Genomic DNA, 14,804 nt, shown 5'->3' on the forward strand with positions numbered 1-14,804 from the left:
GGTTTCCCTCTCCCTAACCCTCTCCCTTCAGGGAGAGGGCATGCTCAGGCAGAGGAGCATTTCGAGACGATAAGCGAGTGTTCAGCGCACGGCTTCCAGCAAAGTCGCCACCCCTTGTCCGCCACCAATGCACTGGGTGGCGATGGCATAGCGCCCGCCGGTTTCCTTCAGCAGCGCCGCTGCCTTGCCGGTGATGCGTGCGCCGGTAGCGCCCAGCGGATGGCCGATGGCCAGGGCGCCGCCATGCAGGTTGACCCGGTCGATATCCAGTTCCAGGCCGCGCAGGCAGGCCAGGGCCTGGCTGGAGAAAGCTTCGTTGATCTCCATCAGGTCGATGTCGGCCATCCGCAGTCCACTGCGATCCAGCAGTTTGCGGGTGGCGTAGAGCGGGCCCATGCCCATGATTTCCGGCGGACAGCCGACCACGGCGACGGCTTTCACCCGCGCCAGGATGTCCAGTCCGTTGTCGCGGGCGAAGTCTTCGCTGCACACCAGCACGGCCGCTGCGCCATCGGTGAGCGGCGAGGCGGTGCCGGCGGTGACACTGCCGCCAAAGGCCGGCTTGAGCTGCGCCAGTGCTTCCAGGCTGGTGCCGGGGCGGATGCAGCCATCTTCGCTGACCACGCCGTTGGGTGTGTCGATGGGCACGATCTCCGCTGCCAACAGGCCTTGCTCACGGGCGCGGGCAGCCTTGGCGTGGGAGCCCACGGCCATGGCTTCCTGGTCCTCGCGGGAGATGCCGAAGCGCTCGGCGACGATCTCGGCCGTCTGCCCCATGGGCATGTAGGCCTGTGGGAATTCGGCCAGCAGGCGCGGGTTGGGCGCGAGGTTGAAGCCGCCCATGGGGACGCGGGTCATGGACTCCACGCCGGCACAGATGAAGGCCTCTCCGGCGCCGAGCTGGATTTGCCCGGCAGCGAAGTGGATAGAGGTCATGGACGAGCCGCAGAAGCGGTTCACCGTGGCGCCCGCCACCGTCTCCGGCAGCCCGGCGAGGAAGCCGGTGATGCGCGCCAGGTTCATGCCCTGTTCGGCCTCGGGGTAGGCGCAACCCATGATCAGGTCCTCGATCAGGTTGGCATCCAGCCCGCTGCGTTGTACCAGTGCCTTCACCGTCTGTGCAGCGAGGTCATCCGGGCGCACGTCGATCAGCGCACCTTTCTTGGCGAAATGGAACGGGGAGCGGGCGTAACCCGCGATGACGACGGAAGTCATGGTCGTTCTCCTGGGAAGTTCAGCGCCCGAGGATCAGGCAGGTCGTGGAGCCGGTGGCGTACAGGCGGCCGTCCACGTCGTAGAGGCGGCCCTCGGCCAGGGCGGTGGAGCGGCCGACATGCACGATGGTGCCCTCGGCGCGAATCGGTCCGGTGTCGCGGGTCAGCGCACGGATGTAGCTGATGCGCAGGTCGGTGGTGGTGTAGCCCAGTCCCGGTTCGAGCATGGTGTGCACCGCGCAGCCCATGGCCGAGTCCAGCAAAGTGGCCGCGTAGCCACCGTGCACGGTGCCCAGCGGGTTGTAATGGCGCATGTCCGGGGTGCCCTGGAAGATGAAGCGGCCCTGACCCCATTCCAGCGGAACGAAGCCGATCAGCGCGTTGATCGGCGGGGCAGGCAGCTCACCCGCGCCAATACCGTCGAAGAATTCCTGGGGGGTCTTGCCACGCATCTCCTGCAGTGACACCACGCCGGGCTCGGCCAGACGCTGGCGCATCTGCGCGGCGACCGCTTCCCAGGCAGCAATCTTCTGTTCACGGGTCAGTGTCAGTTCGGTCATCGCGGGCTCCAGCGCTTGCAGAAATATTATGGTCGTCATACTAGCATTGAATGACGGTCGGCATATAAGTGACGGAAGCGCCATCCAGCAGGGCTGAAGCGACAGAGCGAGAGGAGGAAGGAGAGGGGAAACAGGAGAGGGCAGCTGGCGGAGCGGGCTCCGCCAGCGCGATGGGGCTTACTCGGCGGTGGCCGTCATGCTGGCGGCTCGCGCCTGGCTGCGCTGGGCCTTGTACTGCAGGGCGACGGCGGGCACCGGCGAGGCGACGCCGGTTTCCACCCAGCGGCGGATACGGGCGGCGTCGGCCACGTGAGTGCGCTTGCCGAAGGCGTCTAGCAAGGCCAGGGCGACGGGGCGACCGTTCATCATGGTGACCATCACCAGACAGTGGCCGGCGTCGTTGGTGAAACCGGTCTTGGTCAGGCGGATGTCCCACTTGCCGCTGCGCACCAGCGGGTTGGTGTTGAAGAAGCTCAGCGAGTAGCTGGGCTTGCTGAAGCGCGCGTCGCTGGTGGCGGTGGTGCTCAGCTGGCGGATCTGCGGGTAGGTGTAGGCGGCCTTGGCCAGGCGGATCAGGTCGTTGGCGTCGGAGACGTTGTGGATCGACAGGCCGGTGGGCTCGACGTAATGGGTGCTGGTCATGCCGAGGGATTTCGCCTTGGCGTTCATGGCCGCGACGAAGGCCTTCGAGCCGCCCGGATAGTTATGCGCGAGGCTCGCGGCAGCACGGTTTTCCGAAGACATCAGGGCCAGCAGCAGCATGTTCTGGCGGCTGATCATGCTGCCCAGGTGCACGCGGGAGAACACGCCCTTCATCTCGGCAGTCTCGGAGATGTCCACGGGGATCAGCTCGTTCATCGGCAGCTTGGCGTCCAGGGTGACCATCGCGGTCATCAGCTTGGTCACCGAGGCGATGGGCACCACCAGGTTGGGGTTGCTGGAGTAGAGGGTCTTGCCGTTCTCCAGGTCGACCACCAGCGCGCTGCCGGAGGCCAGCACCAGATCTTTCGGGGAGGCCGCCTTGGCAGGAGTGGCGGCGAAGGAGTTCGATGTACAGACAACAGCGGCGCAGGCAAACAGCAGGCTCAGTATCGAACGACGAGTAGTCATGGATGTGATTCGCAAGCGTTGAGTGGGATTTTGTCTACATCCATGTAGGCATTTTCGTCGAATTCTACTGCAAGGCCCGTGCTAGCGCACGTGGCGCGGGGAGTCTCAGATTGCGACAACCTGAGACGTATCGACGGCTTTCCAGCCAGGCCGCTAGGACTGCTGGCGGCGGTGGCGCGGCAGCTTGCCCGAGCTGTTGCGAAATGCAACCGGAAAGCGTTCGCGGGGCAAGCCTGGAAATCTTCTCAAAGCCTTGTCGCATATGGCTTTCAGGACGGATGGCACGGTTTGTGAGTAGCTATCCTGAATGAAGCGGAGGCGCCCGGCTGACCGCGTGATCGAAGGTCGGGGTTGCGTTTACCTTTACGTTAACGTAAACATGCCCTGCAGCCCGCGACCGGTCAGTCAGTCCGAAGGTTGCAGTTGAGTCAGCCTGGTCCTCGGCGCTTTGCGCCGCTGCCTGGACCGATCGTTCAGCGTTGATCCCAGAACAAGCACAACAAGGGAAAGCCATGAACCACCTGAGTTACACCCGCGGCCCCCAGGACAAACCCCTGCTGGCCATGACCGTCGGCGCTGCCTTCGACGCCACCGTCGAGCGTTTCGCCGCGCGCGAGGCCCTGGTCGTGCGTCACCAGCAGCTGCGCTACACCTGGGCCGAGCTGGCCGAGGTGGTCAATGGCATCGCCCGCGCCTTCCTCGCTCTCGGTCTGCGTCCCGGTGACCGCCTGGGCATCTGGGCGCCCAACTGCGCGCAGTGGTGTATCACCCAGTTCGCCAGCGCCAAGGTTGGCGCCGTGCTGGTCAACATCAACCCGGCCTACCGGGTGAACGAACTCGAATACGCGCTCAAGCAGTCCGGTTGCCGCTGGCTGGTGTGCGCGGATGCCTTCAAGACTTCCGACTACCACGGCATGCTCGCCGACCTGTTGCCCGAGCTGGGGCAGGGACGGCCGGGCGAGCTGTCCAGCGACCGCCTGCCGGAGCTGCGCGGGGTGATCAGCCTGTCCGATACCGCGCCCACCGGCTTCCTGCGCTGGAGCCAGCTGGAGCCGCTGGGCCGTGGCATCGCCGCGGCCGAACTCACCGAGCGCCAGGCGCTGCTGCAGTTCGACGAGCCGATCAATATCCAGTACACCTCCGGCACCACCGGCTTCCCCAAGGGCGCCACGCTCAGCCACTACAACATCCTCAATAACGGCCTGATGGTCGGCGATAGCCTCGGCCTCACCGAAAACGACCGCCTGGTGATCCCGGTGCCGCTGTATCACTGCTTCGGCATGGTGATGGGCAACCTTGGCTGCCTGACCCACGGCTCTACCATGATCTACCCCGCGCCCAGCTTCGAGCCCGAGGCGACCCTGGCGGCAGTGGCGGAAGAAAAGGCCACCGCGCTGTACGGCGTACCCACCATGTTCATTGCTGAACTGGATCATCCGACTCGTCGCGACTTCGACCTGTCGAGCCTGCGCACCGGCATCATGGCCGGCGCGACCTGCCCGATCGAAGTGATGCGTCGGGTCATCGACGAGATGCACATGGCCGAGGTGCAGATCGCCTATGGCATGACCGAGACCAGCCCGGTGTCCCTGCAGACCGGCCCGGAAGACGACCTGGAAACCCGCGTCACCACCGTCGGTCGCACCCAGCCGCACCTGGAAAGCAAGATCATCGACGGCGACGGCCGCATCGTTCCGCGCGGCACCATCGGCGAGCTGTGCACCCGTGGCTACAGCGTGATGCTTGGCTACTGGAACAACCCGCAGGCGACTTCCGAGGCCATCAGCCCGGCGCGCTGGATGCTCACCGGCGACCTTGCCGAGATGGACGAAGCCGGCAACGTACGAATCGTCGGGCGCAGCAAGGACATGATCATCCGTGGCGGCGAGAACATCTATCCGCGCGAGATCGAGGAGTTCCTCTACACCCACCACGCTGTGGCCGACGCCCAGGTGATCGGCATCCCCGACGAGAAGTACGGCGAGGAGCTGGTGGCCTGGGTCAAGTTCCACCCCGGCCATAGCGTCGCCGAAGACGAGCTGCGTACCTTCTGCAAGAACGCCATCGCCCACTTCAAGGTGCCGCGCCACTTCCGCTTCTGCGACGAGTTCCCGATGACGGTGACCGGCAAGATCCAGAAGTTCCGCATGCGCGAGATCAGCATCGAAGAGGTGCGCAGCAAGCGTGGCTGAGCGTCCGGCAGCTTCCTGCGCCCACGTGCGCGCTCCTGAACACGGGGCGCCATGGGCGTAGAGAAGGGCACCATCTCGATCCGCCTGGTCAGCGAAGCGCTGGCCGAGTTTCGTCGCGCCAGTCGCGATGACGGGCCGTTATTGGCGGCCGCCGGCATCGCCCCCGATCTGTTCGGCAAGCCTTACGCGCGGGTTTCCAGCCAGGCCTACGCGCGGCTATGGCTGCGCCTGGCCAAGGAGATGGACGACGAGTTCTTCGGCATGAACGCCCGGCGAATGAAGTCCGGCAGCTTCAACTTCATGGCCGCCGCGGCCATCCGCGAACCGACCCTGGAAGCGGCAATGAATGCCGCGCTGCGCTTCATGGGGCTGGTGTTCGATGGCTTCACCCCGCGCCTGACTCGCCAGGACGGGTTGGCCGCCATCGTCGTCGATGAACCCGAGAGCCCGGCGCCGCGTGCCTTCTGCTACTTCACCCTGTGGCTGATGCTGCATGGGCTGGCCTGCTGGTTGGTGGGGCGACGCATTCCTGTGCTCGCCATCGAGCTGCGCTGCCTGCAGCCGGACTTCATCGCCGACTACCGGGTGATGTTCACCGAGAACCTCAACTTTGCCCGTCGCCAGTCGCGGCTGCTGTTCAATGCCGAAGCGCTCGATCTGCCGGTACGCCGCGACGAGCGCGAGCTGCGGCGATTCCTCGGTGGCGCACCCGCGAACATCCTGGTGCGCTACCGCGATCCGCAGAGCCTCACCGCACGCACCAAGGCCTACCTGCGTAGCCTCAAGTTCGAGCGCTGGCCGGACCTCGATGCCCTCGCCGGGCACTTCTACATGGCACCCTCGACCCTGCGCCGCAAGCTGGCTGCCGAGGGGCAGTCCTACCAGGCGCTCAAGGACCAGCTGCGCCGCGACCTCGCCATCGCGCGGTTGGACAGCGGCGACGGCAACTTCGCTGATCTCGCCGAGGAGCTGGGTTTTGCCGACACCAGCGCCTTCTACAAGGCCTTCCGCAAATGGACCGGCTCCACGCCGGGGCAATACCGCGCGCTGATCCGCCAGGAGCCCTGACATTTAAGGGCGTGGCTCAAGTGGCCGCCCTTGTAGCCGATACAACAACACAGATCCGCTCTCTCCCAAGGACGTCCCTCCATGCCCCTGTCCCGCCTCTCGATCCAGTGGAAGATCACGCTGCTGACCGGCCTCTGCCTGCTCTGCATCGTCTGCCTGCTGGTCGGACTCTCGCTGTTCCGGATGAACCACGACGCCGAGCTGATCAAGGCGGCCAACGCCGACATGCTCAAGGACGCCGCCAAGTCGCGGATGCAGGCGCGCAGCGAGCAGCAGGCGGAGATCATCCAGCGCTTCTTCACCGACGTTTACCACTTCGGCAACCAGTTCTCCCGCCAGGTCGCCCAGCTGCGCGATCAGTCCACCCAGCATGGCGCGGACACTGCCGCCGTACGCAAGGACCTCAACCTGCTGGTGCGCGACGGCCTCAAGAGCAATCCGAACCTGCTCAGCCTCTACGTGGTCTTCGAGCCCGATGCGCTGGACGGGCAGGACGCCGCCTTCCATGACCAGGCCGACGCCGGCAGCAACGAGAAGGGCCGCTTCGGTGCCTACTGGGCACAGAAGGCCTCTGGCGAAATGACCGGCCTGGCCGTCACCGAGGACATGATCGCCGACACCTCGGCCATGCTCGACGGCAGCCCGTTCAACACCTGGCAGCTGTGCCCGCTGCAGACCCGCAAGGCCTGCGTGCTCAACCCCTATTTCGACAGCGCCTCGGGCACCAAGGTGCTGATGACCACCGTGACCTTCCCGCTGATCGACCAGGGTAAGGTCATTGCGGTGATCGGCATCGACATCAGCCTGAGCCGTCTGCAACAACTGGCCACCGATGGTGACCGTCAGCTCTACGACGGTGCCGGCAGCATCAGCATCGTCAGCCCGGCCGGCCTGCTCGCCGGCTACAGCAGCGACGAAGGACTGCTTGGCCAGCCGCTGGCCAAGGCCATCCCCGACCAGGCTGCGGAGCTGCTGTCGTTGCAGGCCGGCGGCCGTCCGCAGGTGCTGGAGCAAGGCGGCCAACTGCGCGTGCTGGAGCCGCTGCTGCCGATCCCGGATGCTACCAAGCCCTGGGCCGTGGTCCTCGACGTACCGCAGGATGTGCTGCTGGCTCCGGCGCTGGAACTGCAGAAGCAGCTGGATGAACGCAACTCCAGCGGTGCGCTGTGGCAGACGATTTTCGGCCTGATTGCCGCCATTGTCGGCCTGCTGCTGGTGTGGCTCACCGCCCGTGGCGTAACCCGCCCGATCCTCAACGTTGCTGCCATGCTGCGCAACATCGCCAGCGGCGAGGGCGACCTGACCAAGCGCCTGGACTACAGCGGCAAGGACGAGCTGGGCGAGCTGGCTGGCTGGTTCAACCGCTTCCTCGACAAGCTGCAGCCGATCATCCGCGACGTGAAATCCTCGGTGCAGGACGCCCGCGCCACGGCCGACCAGTCCTCGGAGATCGCCAGCCAGACCAGCGCCGGCATGCAGCAGCAATTCCGCGAAGTCGACCAGGTCGCCACCGCCTCGCAAGAGATGAGCGCCACCGCCCACGACGTCGCCAACAGTGCTGCCATGGCCGCCGACGCCGCCCGTGGCGCCGACGGGGCAACCCGCGATGGCCTCAATGTCATCGACAACACCACCCGCCTGATCGATGAGCTCGCCAGTGACATGAGCAGCGCCATGAGCCAGGTCGAAGGGTTGGCGGCGAGCAGTGAACAGATCGGTTCGGTGCTGGAAGTGATCCGCGGCATCGCCGAGCAGACCAACCTGCTGGCCCTCAACGCCGCCATCGAAGCGGCCCGCGCCGGTGAAGCCGGCCGCGGCTTCGCGGTGGTCGCCGACGAGGTACGCAACCTTGCCAAGCGCACTCAGGATTCGGTGGAGGAAATCCGCCAGGTCATCGAGGGCCTGCAGAACGGCACCCGTGACGTGGTTGGCGCGATGAGCAACAGCCATCGCCAGGCGCAGGACAGCGTGTCCCAGGTCGAGCAGGCCGTGGCCGCGCTGAAACGCATCGGCGATGCGGTGGGTGTGATCACCGACATGAACCTGCAGATTGCCAGCGCCGCCGAGGAGCAAAGTGCGGTGGCCGAGGAGATCAACCGCAACGTGGCGGGGATTCGTGATGTGACCGAATCGCTGTCGAGCCAGGCGCAGGAGTCGGCGCAGGTCAGCCAGTCGCTGAACAAGCTGGCCAACCATCAGCAGGGGTTGATGGATCAATTCAGGGTTTGATGCTTGCTGTTGGTGCTCGGGCTTTTCCCTCTCCCCAGCCCTCTCCCTGAAGGGAGAGGGAGCCATTCGGCGTGATGCGACGAGCGTAGTCCGCCGGCAAGCGCAGTGCTATCAGAGCGCTCCGAACAGTCCCCTCTCCCTTCAGGGAGAGGGTTAGGGAGAGGGCAGCCCGCGTAGGGAACGCCCCGGTAGCACAACCGCTGTCCAATCCGCTCATCCAGATTGGCGGCTTTCGACATTGCCCGCGCCCCCGCGCGGCGGGAACATTAGGGGACTCCAACAAGAACAAACCGGGAGTCCCCAGTGATGCGTTCCCATACCGCCGCCACAGCCGAGTTCGACTACCGCACCACCGCCGATGCCGTCCTGGCCGGCAACCTCGATGCCCTCAATGCCTGTGTCGAATGCTGCGACCGCCACGCCATGCCTGGCCGCATCGCGCTGTTCTGGGAAGGCAAGGACGGCGACAGCGCTTCCTACACCTTCACCCAGCTCAAGGAACTCTCCGGCCGCTTCGCCAGCTTCCTGCACAGCCTCGGCGTGCGGCCTGGCGACGTGGTCTCCGGCATGCTGCCGCGCACCCCGGAACTGCTGATCGCCGTCCTCGGCACCTGGCGCCTGGGCGCGGTCTATCAACCGCTGTTCACCGCCTTCGGGCCGAAGGCCATCGAGCACCGAGTGAAGCTGGCCGGCAGCAAGGTGGTGGTGACCGACGGCGCCAACCGCGGCAAGCTCGACGAGGTGCCCGACGCGCCCATGCGGGTGACTGTCGGCGGGCCGAAGGGGCAGGGCATCCGCCATGGCGACTACAGCTTCTGGGCCGAACTGGAACGCCACTCCCCGGACTTCGAACCGGTACTGCGCAGCGGCGAGGACACCTTCCTGCTGATGTTCACCTCCGGCACCACCGGGCTGGCCAAGCCGCTGGCCGTGCCGCTGAAGGCCATCGTCGCCTTCGTCGGCTACATGCGCGATGCCGTGGGGCTGCGCGAGGAGGACTCGTTCTGGAACCTCGCCGATCCGGGCTGGGCCTACGGGCTCTACTACGGCGTCACCGGGCCGCTGGCCATGGGGCATCCGATCACCTTCTACGAAGGCGCGTTCACGGTGGAGAGCACCTGCCGCATCGTGCACAAGTACGGCATCACCAACCTGGCCGGTTCGCCGACCGCGTACCGCCTGCTGATCGCGGCTGGCGAGGCAGTGTCCAAACCGCTCAGGGGCCGCCTGCGTGCGGTGAGCAGTGCCGGTGAGCCGTTGACTCCGGAAGTCATCCGCTGGTTCGCCAGCGAGCTGGGTGTGACCATCCACGACCACTACGGCCAGACCGAGCTGGGCATGGTGCTGGCCAACCACCACGAGCTGCAGCACCCGGTGCACCTGGGCGCCGCCGGCTTTTCCATTCCCGGCCACCGCGTGGTGGTGCTGGACGAGCAGGGCAACGAACTGCCCGCCGGCCAGCCGGGCATCCTCGCCATGGATCGCAAGCGTTCGCCGATGATGTGGTTTGCCGGCTACCAGGGCATGGAGACCAAGTCCTTCGTCGGCGACTACTACCTGAGCGGCGATACCGTGGAGTTGAACGCCGACGGCAGCATCAGCTTCGTCGGCCGCGCTGACGACCTGATCACCACCTCCGGCTACCGCGTCGGCCCGTTCGACGTGGAGAGCGCGCTGATCGAACACCCGGCGGTGATCGAGGCGGCGGTGATCGGCAAGCCGGACCCGGAGCGCACCGAGTTGGTGAAGGCCTTCGTGGTGCTCTGCTCGTCCTACCGACCGGGCGCGGAGCTGGCCGAGGAACTACAACAGTACGTGCGCAAGCGACTGTCGGCGCACAGCTACCCGCGGGAAGTGGAGTTCGTCGACGAACTGCCCAAGACCCCCAGCGGCAAGATCCAGCGCTTCCTCCTGCGCAACCAGGAGATCGCCAAGCAACGCGAAGCGGCCGAGAAAGCGGCGGCTCACTAAGTCCAGCGGAGAGACTCCATGCAGATCCAGAACAAGGTATTCCTCATCACCGGTGGCGGTTCCGGCCTCGGCGCGGCCACCGCGAAGCTGCTGGTGAGCGCCGGCGCCAAGGTAGTACTGGCCGACATCAATGCCGAAGCCGGCGCGGCCCAGGCGGCCGAACTGGGCGAGGCCAACGCGCGTTTCATCCGCACCGACGTATGCAGCGAGGCGGACGGCAAAGCCGCCGTGCAACTCGCCCTGGATGCTTTCGGCGCTCTGCATGGCCTGGCCAACTGCGCGGGCGTCGCGCCCGCCGAGAAAGTCCTCGGCCGCAACGGCGTGCACGGGCTGGAGAGCTTCGCCCGTACCATCAACATCAACCTGATCGGCACCTTCAACATGCTGCGCCTGGCCGCCGAAGCCATGGCGAAGAATGAGCCGGACGCCGGCGGCGAACGCGGCATCATCATCAATACCGCCTCGGTTGCCGCCTTCGACGGGCAGATCGGCCAGGCCGCGTACTCCGCCTCCAAGAGCGCGGTGGTCGGCATGACCCTGCCCATCGCCCGCGAACTGGCGCGCTCGGGCATCCGTGTGATGACGATCGCCCCCGGCATCTTCGAGACGCCGATGATGGCCGCCATGCCCCAGGAAGTGCGCGACTCCCTCGGCGCCAGCGTGCCGTTCCCGCCGCGCCTGGGTCGCCCGGACGAATACGCCGCGCTGGCTCGCCACATCATCGAGAACAGCATGCTCAACGGCGAGGTGATCCGTCTCGACGGCGCCATCCGCATGGCCGCGAAGTAAGCAGGAGAATTGCCATGAACGATCCCATCGTCATCGTCAGCGCCACCCGTACTCCCATGGGCGGCTTCCTCGGCGACTTCAAGGACGTCACCGCCGCCACCCTCGGCGCAGCCGCGATCCGCGCGGCCGTCGAGCGCGCCCGTCTGGGCTCGGAAGAAGTGGATGAAGCCGTGCTTGGCTGCGTGCTCGCTGCCGGCCAGGGCCAGGCGCCGGCACGCCAGGCAGTGCTGGGCGCGGGCCTGTCACGTGGTACGCCGTGTTCCACGGTGAACAAGATGTGCGGCTCGGGCATGAAGGCCGCGATGATGGCCCACGACGCCATCCTCGCCGGCAGCGCCCGCGTCGCCCTGGCTGGCGGCATGGAGAGCATGTCCAACGCGCCGTACCTGCTGGAACGCGCCCGCAGCGGCTACCGCATGGGGCACGGCCGTGTGCTCGACCACATGTTCCTCGACGGCCTCGAAGACGCCTACGACAAGGGCCGCCTGATGGGCACCTTTGCCGAGGACTGCGCCGAGAAGTACGGCTTCACCCGCGAGCAGCAGGATGACTACGCGATTACCTCGCTGACCCGCGCGCAGAAGGCCATGAGCGAAGGCCGCTTCGCCGACGAGATCGTCCCGGTGACGGCCAAGGCCGGCAAGGAACTGCGCTCCATCAGCGAAGACGAGCAGCCGCCGAAGGCGAAGCCGGACAAGATCCCGACCCTGAAGCCGGCCTTCCGCGAAGGCGGCACCGTGACGGCGGCCAACGCCAGCTCCATCTCCGACGGCGCCGCCGCACTGGTGCTGATGCGCCTGTCCGAAGCAGAGAAGCGCGGCCTCACGCCGCTGGCGGCGATCCGTGGCCATTCGTCCTTCGCCGATGCGCCGAACCTGTTCCCGACCGCCCCGGTGGGCGCAGTTGAGCGCCTGATGCAACGCACCGGCTGGGCAATCGGCGACGTCGATCTGTTCGAGGTCAACGAAGCCTTCGCCGTGGTCGCCATGGCCGCCATGCGCGACCTGGATATCCCCCACGACAAGCTCAACATTCACGGCGGCGCCTGCGCCCTCGGCCACCCGATTGGCGCGTCCGGCGCGCGGGTCATCGTGACCCTGCTGTCGGCCCTCAAACAGTACGACCTCAAGCGCGGCGTGGCCTCGGTGTGCATCGGTGGCGGCGAAGCCACGGCCATCGCGGTCGAGCGCCTGGCCTAAGGAGCGAATCATGATTCCCAGCGAAGAAGACCTCCAGATTCGCGACGTTGCCCGCCAGTTCGCCCAGGAGCGGCTGAAGCCCTTCGCCGCCGACTGGGACCGCGAGCACCGCTTCCCGGCCGAGGCCATCAAGGAAATGGCCGACCTCGGCTTCCTCGGCATGCTGGTGGCGGAGCAGTGGGGTGGCGCACAGACCGGGCACCTGGCCTACGCCATGGCGCTGGAAGAGATCGCTGCCGGCGACGGCGCCTGTTCGACCATCATGAGCGTGCACAACTCGGTGGGCTGCATGCCCATTGCCAAGTTCGGCAACGACGAGCAGAAGCGCCAGTTCCTGGTGCCTCTGGCCCGTGGCGAGATGATCGGCGCCTTCGCGCTGACCGAACCGCAGGCCGGCTCCGACGCCAGCTTCCTCAAGACCCGTGCGCGCCGTGACGGCGACCATTACGTGCTGAACGGCAGCAAGCAGTTCATCACTTCCGGCCAGCATGCCGGCCTGGTGATTGTCTTCGCGGTGACCGACGCCGCGGCCGGCAAGAAGGGTATCAGTGCTTTCATCGTGCCCACCGACACGCCCGGCTACCGCGTGGTGCGTGTCGAGGACAAGCTCGGCCAGCACGCCTCCGATACCTGCCAGATCGCCTTCGATGACGTGCGTATTCCGGCGAGCTATCGGTTGGGCGAGGAGGGGCAGGGCTACGCCATCGCCCTGGCGAACCTGGAAGGCGGGCGTATCGGCATTGCCTCGCAAGCCGTCGGCATGGCCCGCGCGGCGTTCGAATACGCCCGCGACTATGCCCACGAGCGCGAGACCTTCGGCAAGCCGATCATCCAGCACCAGGCCGTGGCTTTTCGTCTGAGCGACATGGCCACCGAGATCGCCGTGGCGCGGCAGATGGTCCATCACGCCGCCAGCCTGCGCGAAGCCGGCCTGCCGTGCCTGACCGAGGCCTCCATGGCCAAGCTGTTCGCCTCGGAAATGGCCGAACGCGTGTGCTCCGCAGCGATCCAGACGCTCGGTGGCTATGGCTATCTGCAGGACTACCCGGTGGAACGCATCTACCGCGACGTGCGCGTGTGCCAGATCTACGAAGGCACCAGCGACGTGCAGCGGCTGGTGATCGCACGGAGTCTGTAAGGGGTTCGCCGGCAGACCCCGGCCTGTTCGTTGGACAGGCACTTCGGCAGGGCGGGGTCTGCGGGTGGCTTGTCAGGCGGAACGGATTGTTTTTCGTAGGAGCGAGCTTGCTCGCGAACAATGCTCGCCGGCAATTCTGCGGCTGGGCGGTTCGCGAGCAAGCTCGCTCCTACCAGGTCGGCCGCATCACGCGATCCAATCTTAGTAAACGTAGGATGGCGTGGAGCGCAGCGATACCCATCAATGGGCATCGCCTGAAGCATCAGGCGCGCTCTGCCGCCTCGCGCGCTTCCCGCGCCGTCACCTGCTGGCACAGCTCGATGATCTGCTCGCGCATCCAACGGTTGGCGGGGTCCTGGTCGGTGCTTTCGTGCCAGTACAGGTGGGTTTCCAGCTTGGGCACGTCGTTCACCGGCAGATCGACGAAATGCAGGCCGTGATGGCGGGCGAAGCGCTCGGGCACGGTGACCACCATGTCGGTCTGCTGCACCACGGTGGAGGCCATCAGGTAGTGCTGCGAGCGCAGGGCGATCTTGCGTTGCAGGCCCATCTTGCCCAGCGACAGGTCGACGTATCCCAGGCCACTGCGGCGGCTGGAAATCTGGATATGCGCCACCGACAGGTATTCCTCCAGCGTCACCTTGTCCTTGGCCAGCGGGTGGCCCTGGCGCATGGCGCAGACGTAGCGGTCTTCCATCAGCTTGACGTGGCGCACCTGCGGGTCGGTGTTCAGCGGCGCATCCACGGCGAAGTCCAGGCGGCCGGCGGCCAGTTCCTTGGTGGTCTCGCGGCGCTTGGAGAGGAAGCTTTCGATGTGCACGTTCGGCGCCAGGCGGCGCAGGCGCTGGAACAGCGGCGGCAGGACGATGGCCTCGGTGAGGTCGGTCATGCTGATGCGGTAGGTCTTGCTCGCCTGGGTTGGCGTAAAGGTGCGGCTCTCCTGCACCGAGACCCGCAGCAGCTGCAGCGCGTTGCGCACCGGGCCGATGATGTTCTGCGCCATCGGCGTGGGCACCATGCCCTGGGCGGTGCGCACGAACAGCGGGTCGTTGAAGGTTTCACGCAGGCGGGCGAGGGCGTTGGAAACGGCGGGCTGGGTAATGCCGACAATCTGTCCGGCGCGGGTCAGGTTGGCTTCGGTGTAGATCGCGTCGAAGACGATGAACAGGTTCAGATCGACCTTGCTGAGGTTCATTCCAGGGCTCCCGCTTGTCATTGTTTTGGCCCGATCATACCCGAACCTGCGCTCAGGTCCATACGGGTTATGAATGTTCATTGATTCGGATAATAGGCTGGGTAAATGCCCTTGGCTGTTCTAGCATCATCACCACACA

Annotated in this window: 11 protein-coding genes and 1 pseudogene; 8 read left to right on the forward strand and 4 right to left on the reverse strand. The window is 66.1% G+C overall.

The window, feature by feature from the left end; translation table 11 throughout:
- Positions 1-81: 81 nt before the first annotated feature.
- From ACKI1H_RS16260 to pbpG, 3 genes are all read right to left on the reverse strand, one after another.
- Complete coding sequence (locus ACKI1H_RS16260) at positions 82-1,215, reverse strand: thiolase family protein (RefSeq protein ID WP_440465595.1); 1,134 nt, start codon at positions 1,213-1,215, stop codon at positions 82-84.
- 19 nt (positions 1,216-1,234) lie between these two features.
- On the reverse strand, positions 1,235-1,711 hold the full coding sequence (locus ACKI1H_RS16265) for a PaaI family thioesterase (RefSeq protein ID WP_440468873.1): 477 nt from the start codon (positions 1,709-1,711) through the stop codon (positions 1,235-1,237).
- Between the two features lie 240 nt (positions 1,712-1,951).
- A complete protein-coding gene (pbpG, locus tag ACKI1H_RS16270; protein ID WP_440465596.1) occupies positions 1,952-2,884 on the reverse strand; it encodes a D-alanyl-D-alanine endopeptidase in 933 nt (310 codons plus the stop codon).
- Positions 2,885-3,396: 512 nt separating this feature from the next.
- Here pbpG and ACKI1H_RS16275 point away from each other — a divergent pair.
- The 8 genes and pseudogenes from ACKI1H_RS16275 to ACKI1H_RS16310 all read left to right on the forward strand — a co-directional run bounded on the left by ACKI1H_RS16275 (position 3,397) and on the right by ACKI1H_RS16310 (position 13,470).
- Entirely contained in the window at positions 3,397-5,076 is a 1,680-nt protein-coding gene (locus ACKI1H_RS16275; protein WP_440465597.1) for an AMP-binding protein, read from the forward strand.
- Positions 5,077-5,127: 51 nt separating this feature from the next.
- Positions 5,128-6,144: an AraC family transcriptional regulator gene (locus ACKI1H_RS16280; protein WP_440465598.1), complete on the forward strand. Its 1,017-nt coding sequence runs from the start codon at positions 5,128-5,130 to the stop codon at positions 6,142-6,144.
- 252 nt (positions 6,145-6,396) lie between these two features.
- Positions 6,397-7,515: pseudogene (locus ACKI1H_RS16285) on the forward strand (PDC sensor domain-containing protein); the annotation flags it as partial.
- 102 nt (positions 7,516-7,617) lie between these two features.
- The gene (locus tag ACKI1H_RS16290) at positions 7,618-8,373 is read left to right on the forward strand and encodes a methyl-accepting chemotaxis protein (RefSeq protein WP_401035584.1); all 756 of its coding nucleotides are present in this window, start codon (positions 7,618-7,620) and stop codon (positions 8,371-8,373) included.
- 306 nt (positions 8,374-8,679) lie between these two features.
- Positions 8,680-10,344 carry an acyl-CoA synthetase gene (locus ACKI1H_RS16295; RefSeq protein WP_138525774.1) on the forward strand — a complete coding sequence of 555 codons (1,665 nt, stop codon included), beginning with the start codon at positions 8,680-8,682 and terminating at the stop codon, positions 10,342-10,344.
- 18 nt (positions 10,345-10,362) lie between these two features.
- Positions 10,363-11,133, forward strand: coding sequence for a 3-hydroxyacyl-CoA dehydrogenase (locus ACKI1H_RS16300; protein ID WP_440465599.1), 771 nt, complete (start codon positions 10,363-10,365; stop codon positions 11,131-11,133).
- An 8-nt stretch (positions 11,134-11,141) separates the two neighbouring features.
- Positions 11,142-12,332, forward strand: coding sequence for an acetyl-CoA C-acyltransferase (locus ACKI1H_RS16305; protein ID WP_440468874.1), 1,191 nt, complete (start codon positions 11,142-11,144; stop codon positions 12,330-12,332).
- A gap of 10 nt (positions 12,333-12,342) precedes the next feature.
- Entirely contained in the window at positions 12,343-13,470 is a 1,128-nt protein-coding gene (locus ACKI1H_RS16310; RefSeq protein ID WP_138525771.1) for an acyl-CoA dehydrogenase family protein, read from the forward strand.
- Positions 13,471-13,732: 262 nt separating this feature from the next.
- On the opposite strand, the gene ACKI1H_RS16315 is transcribed toward ACKI1H_RS16310, so the two are convergent.
- Complete coding sequence (locus ACKI1H_RS16315; RefSeq protein ID WP_017518016.1) at positions 13,733-14,665, reverse strand: LysR family transcriptional regulator; 933 nt, start codon at positions 14,663-14,665, stop codon at positions 13,733-13,735.
- Positions 14,666-14,804: the final 139 nt, after the last annotated feature.

The organism is Pseudomonas sp. YH-1, from assembly GCF_051990045.1.
GTDB lineage: Bacteria > Pseudomonadota > Gammaproteobacteria > Pseudomonadales > Pseudomonadaceae > Pseudomonas > Pseudomonas nicosulfuronedens.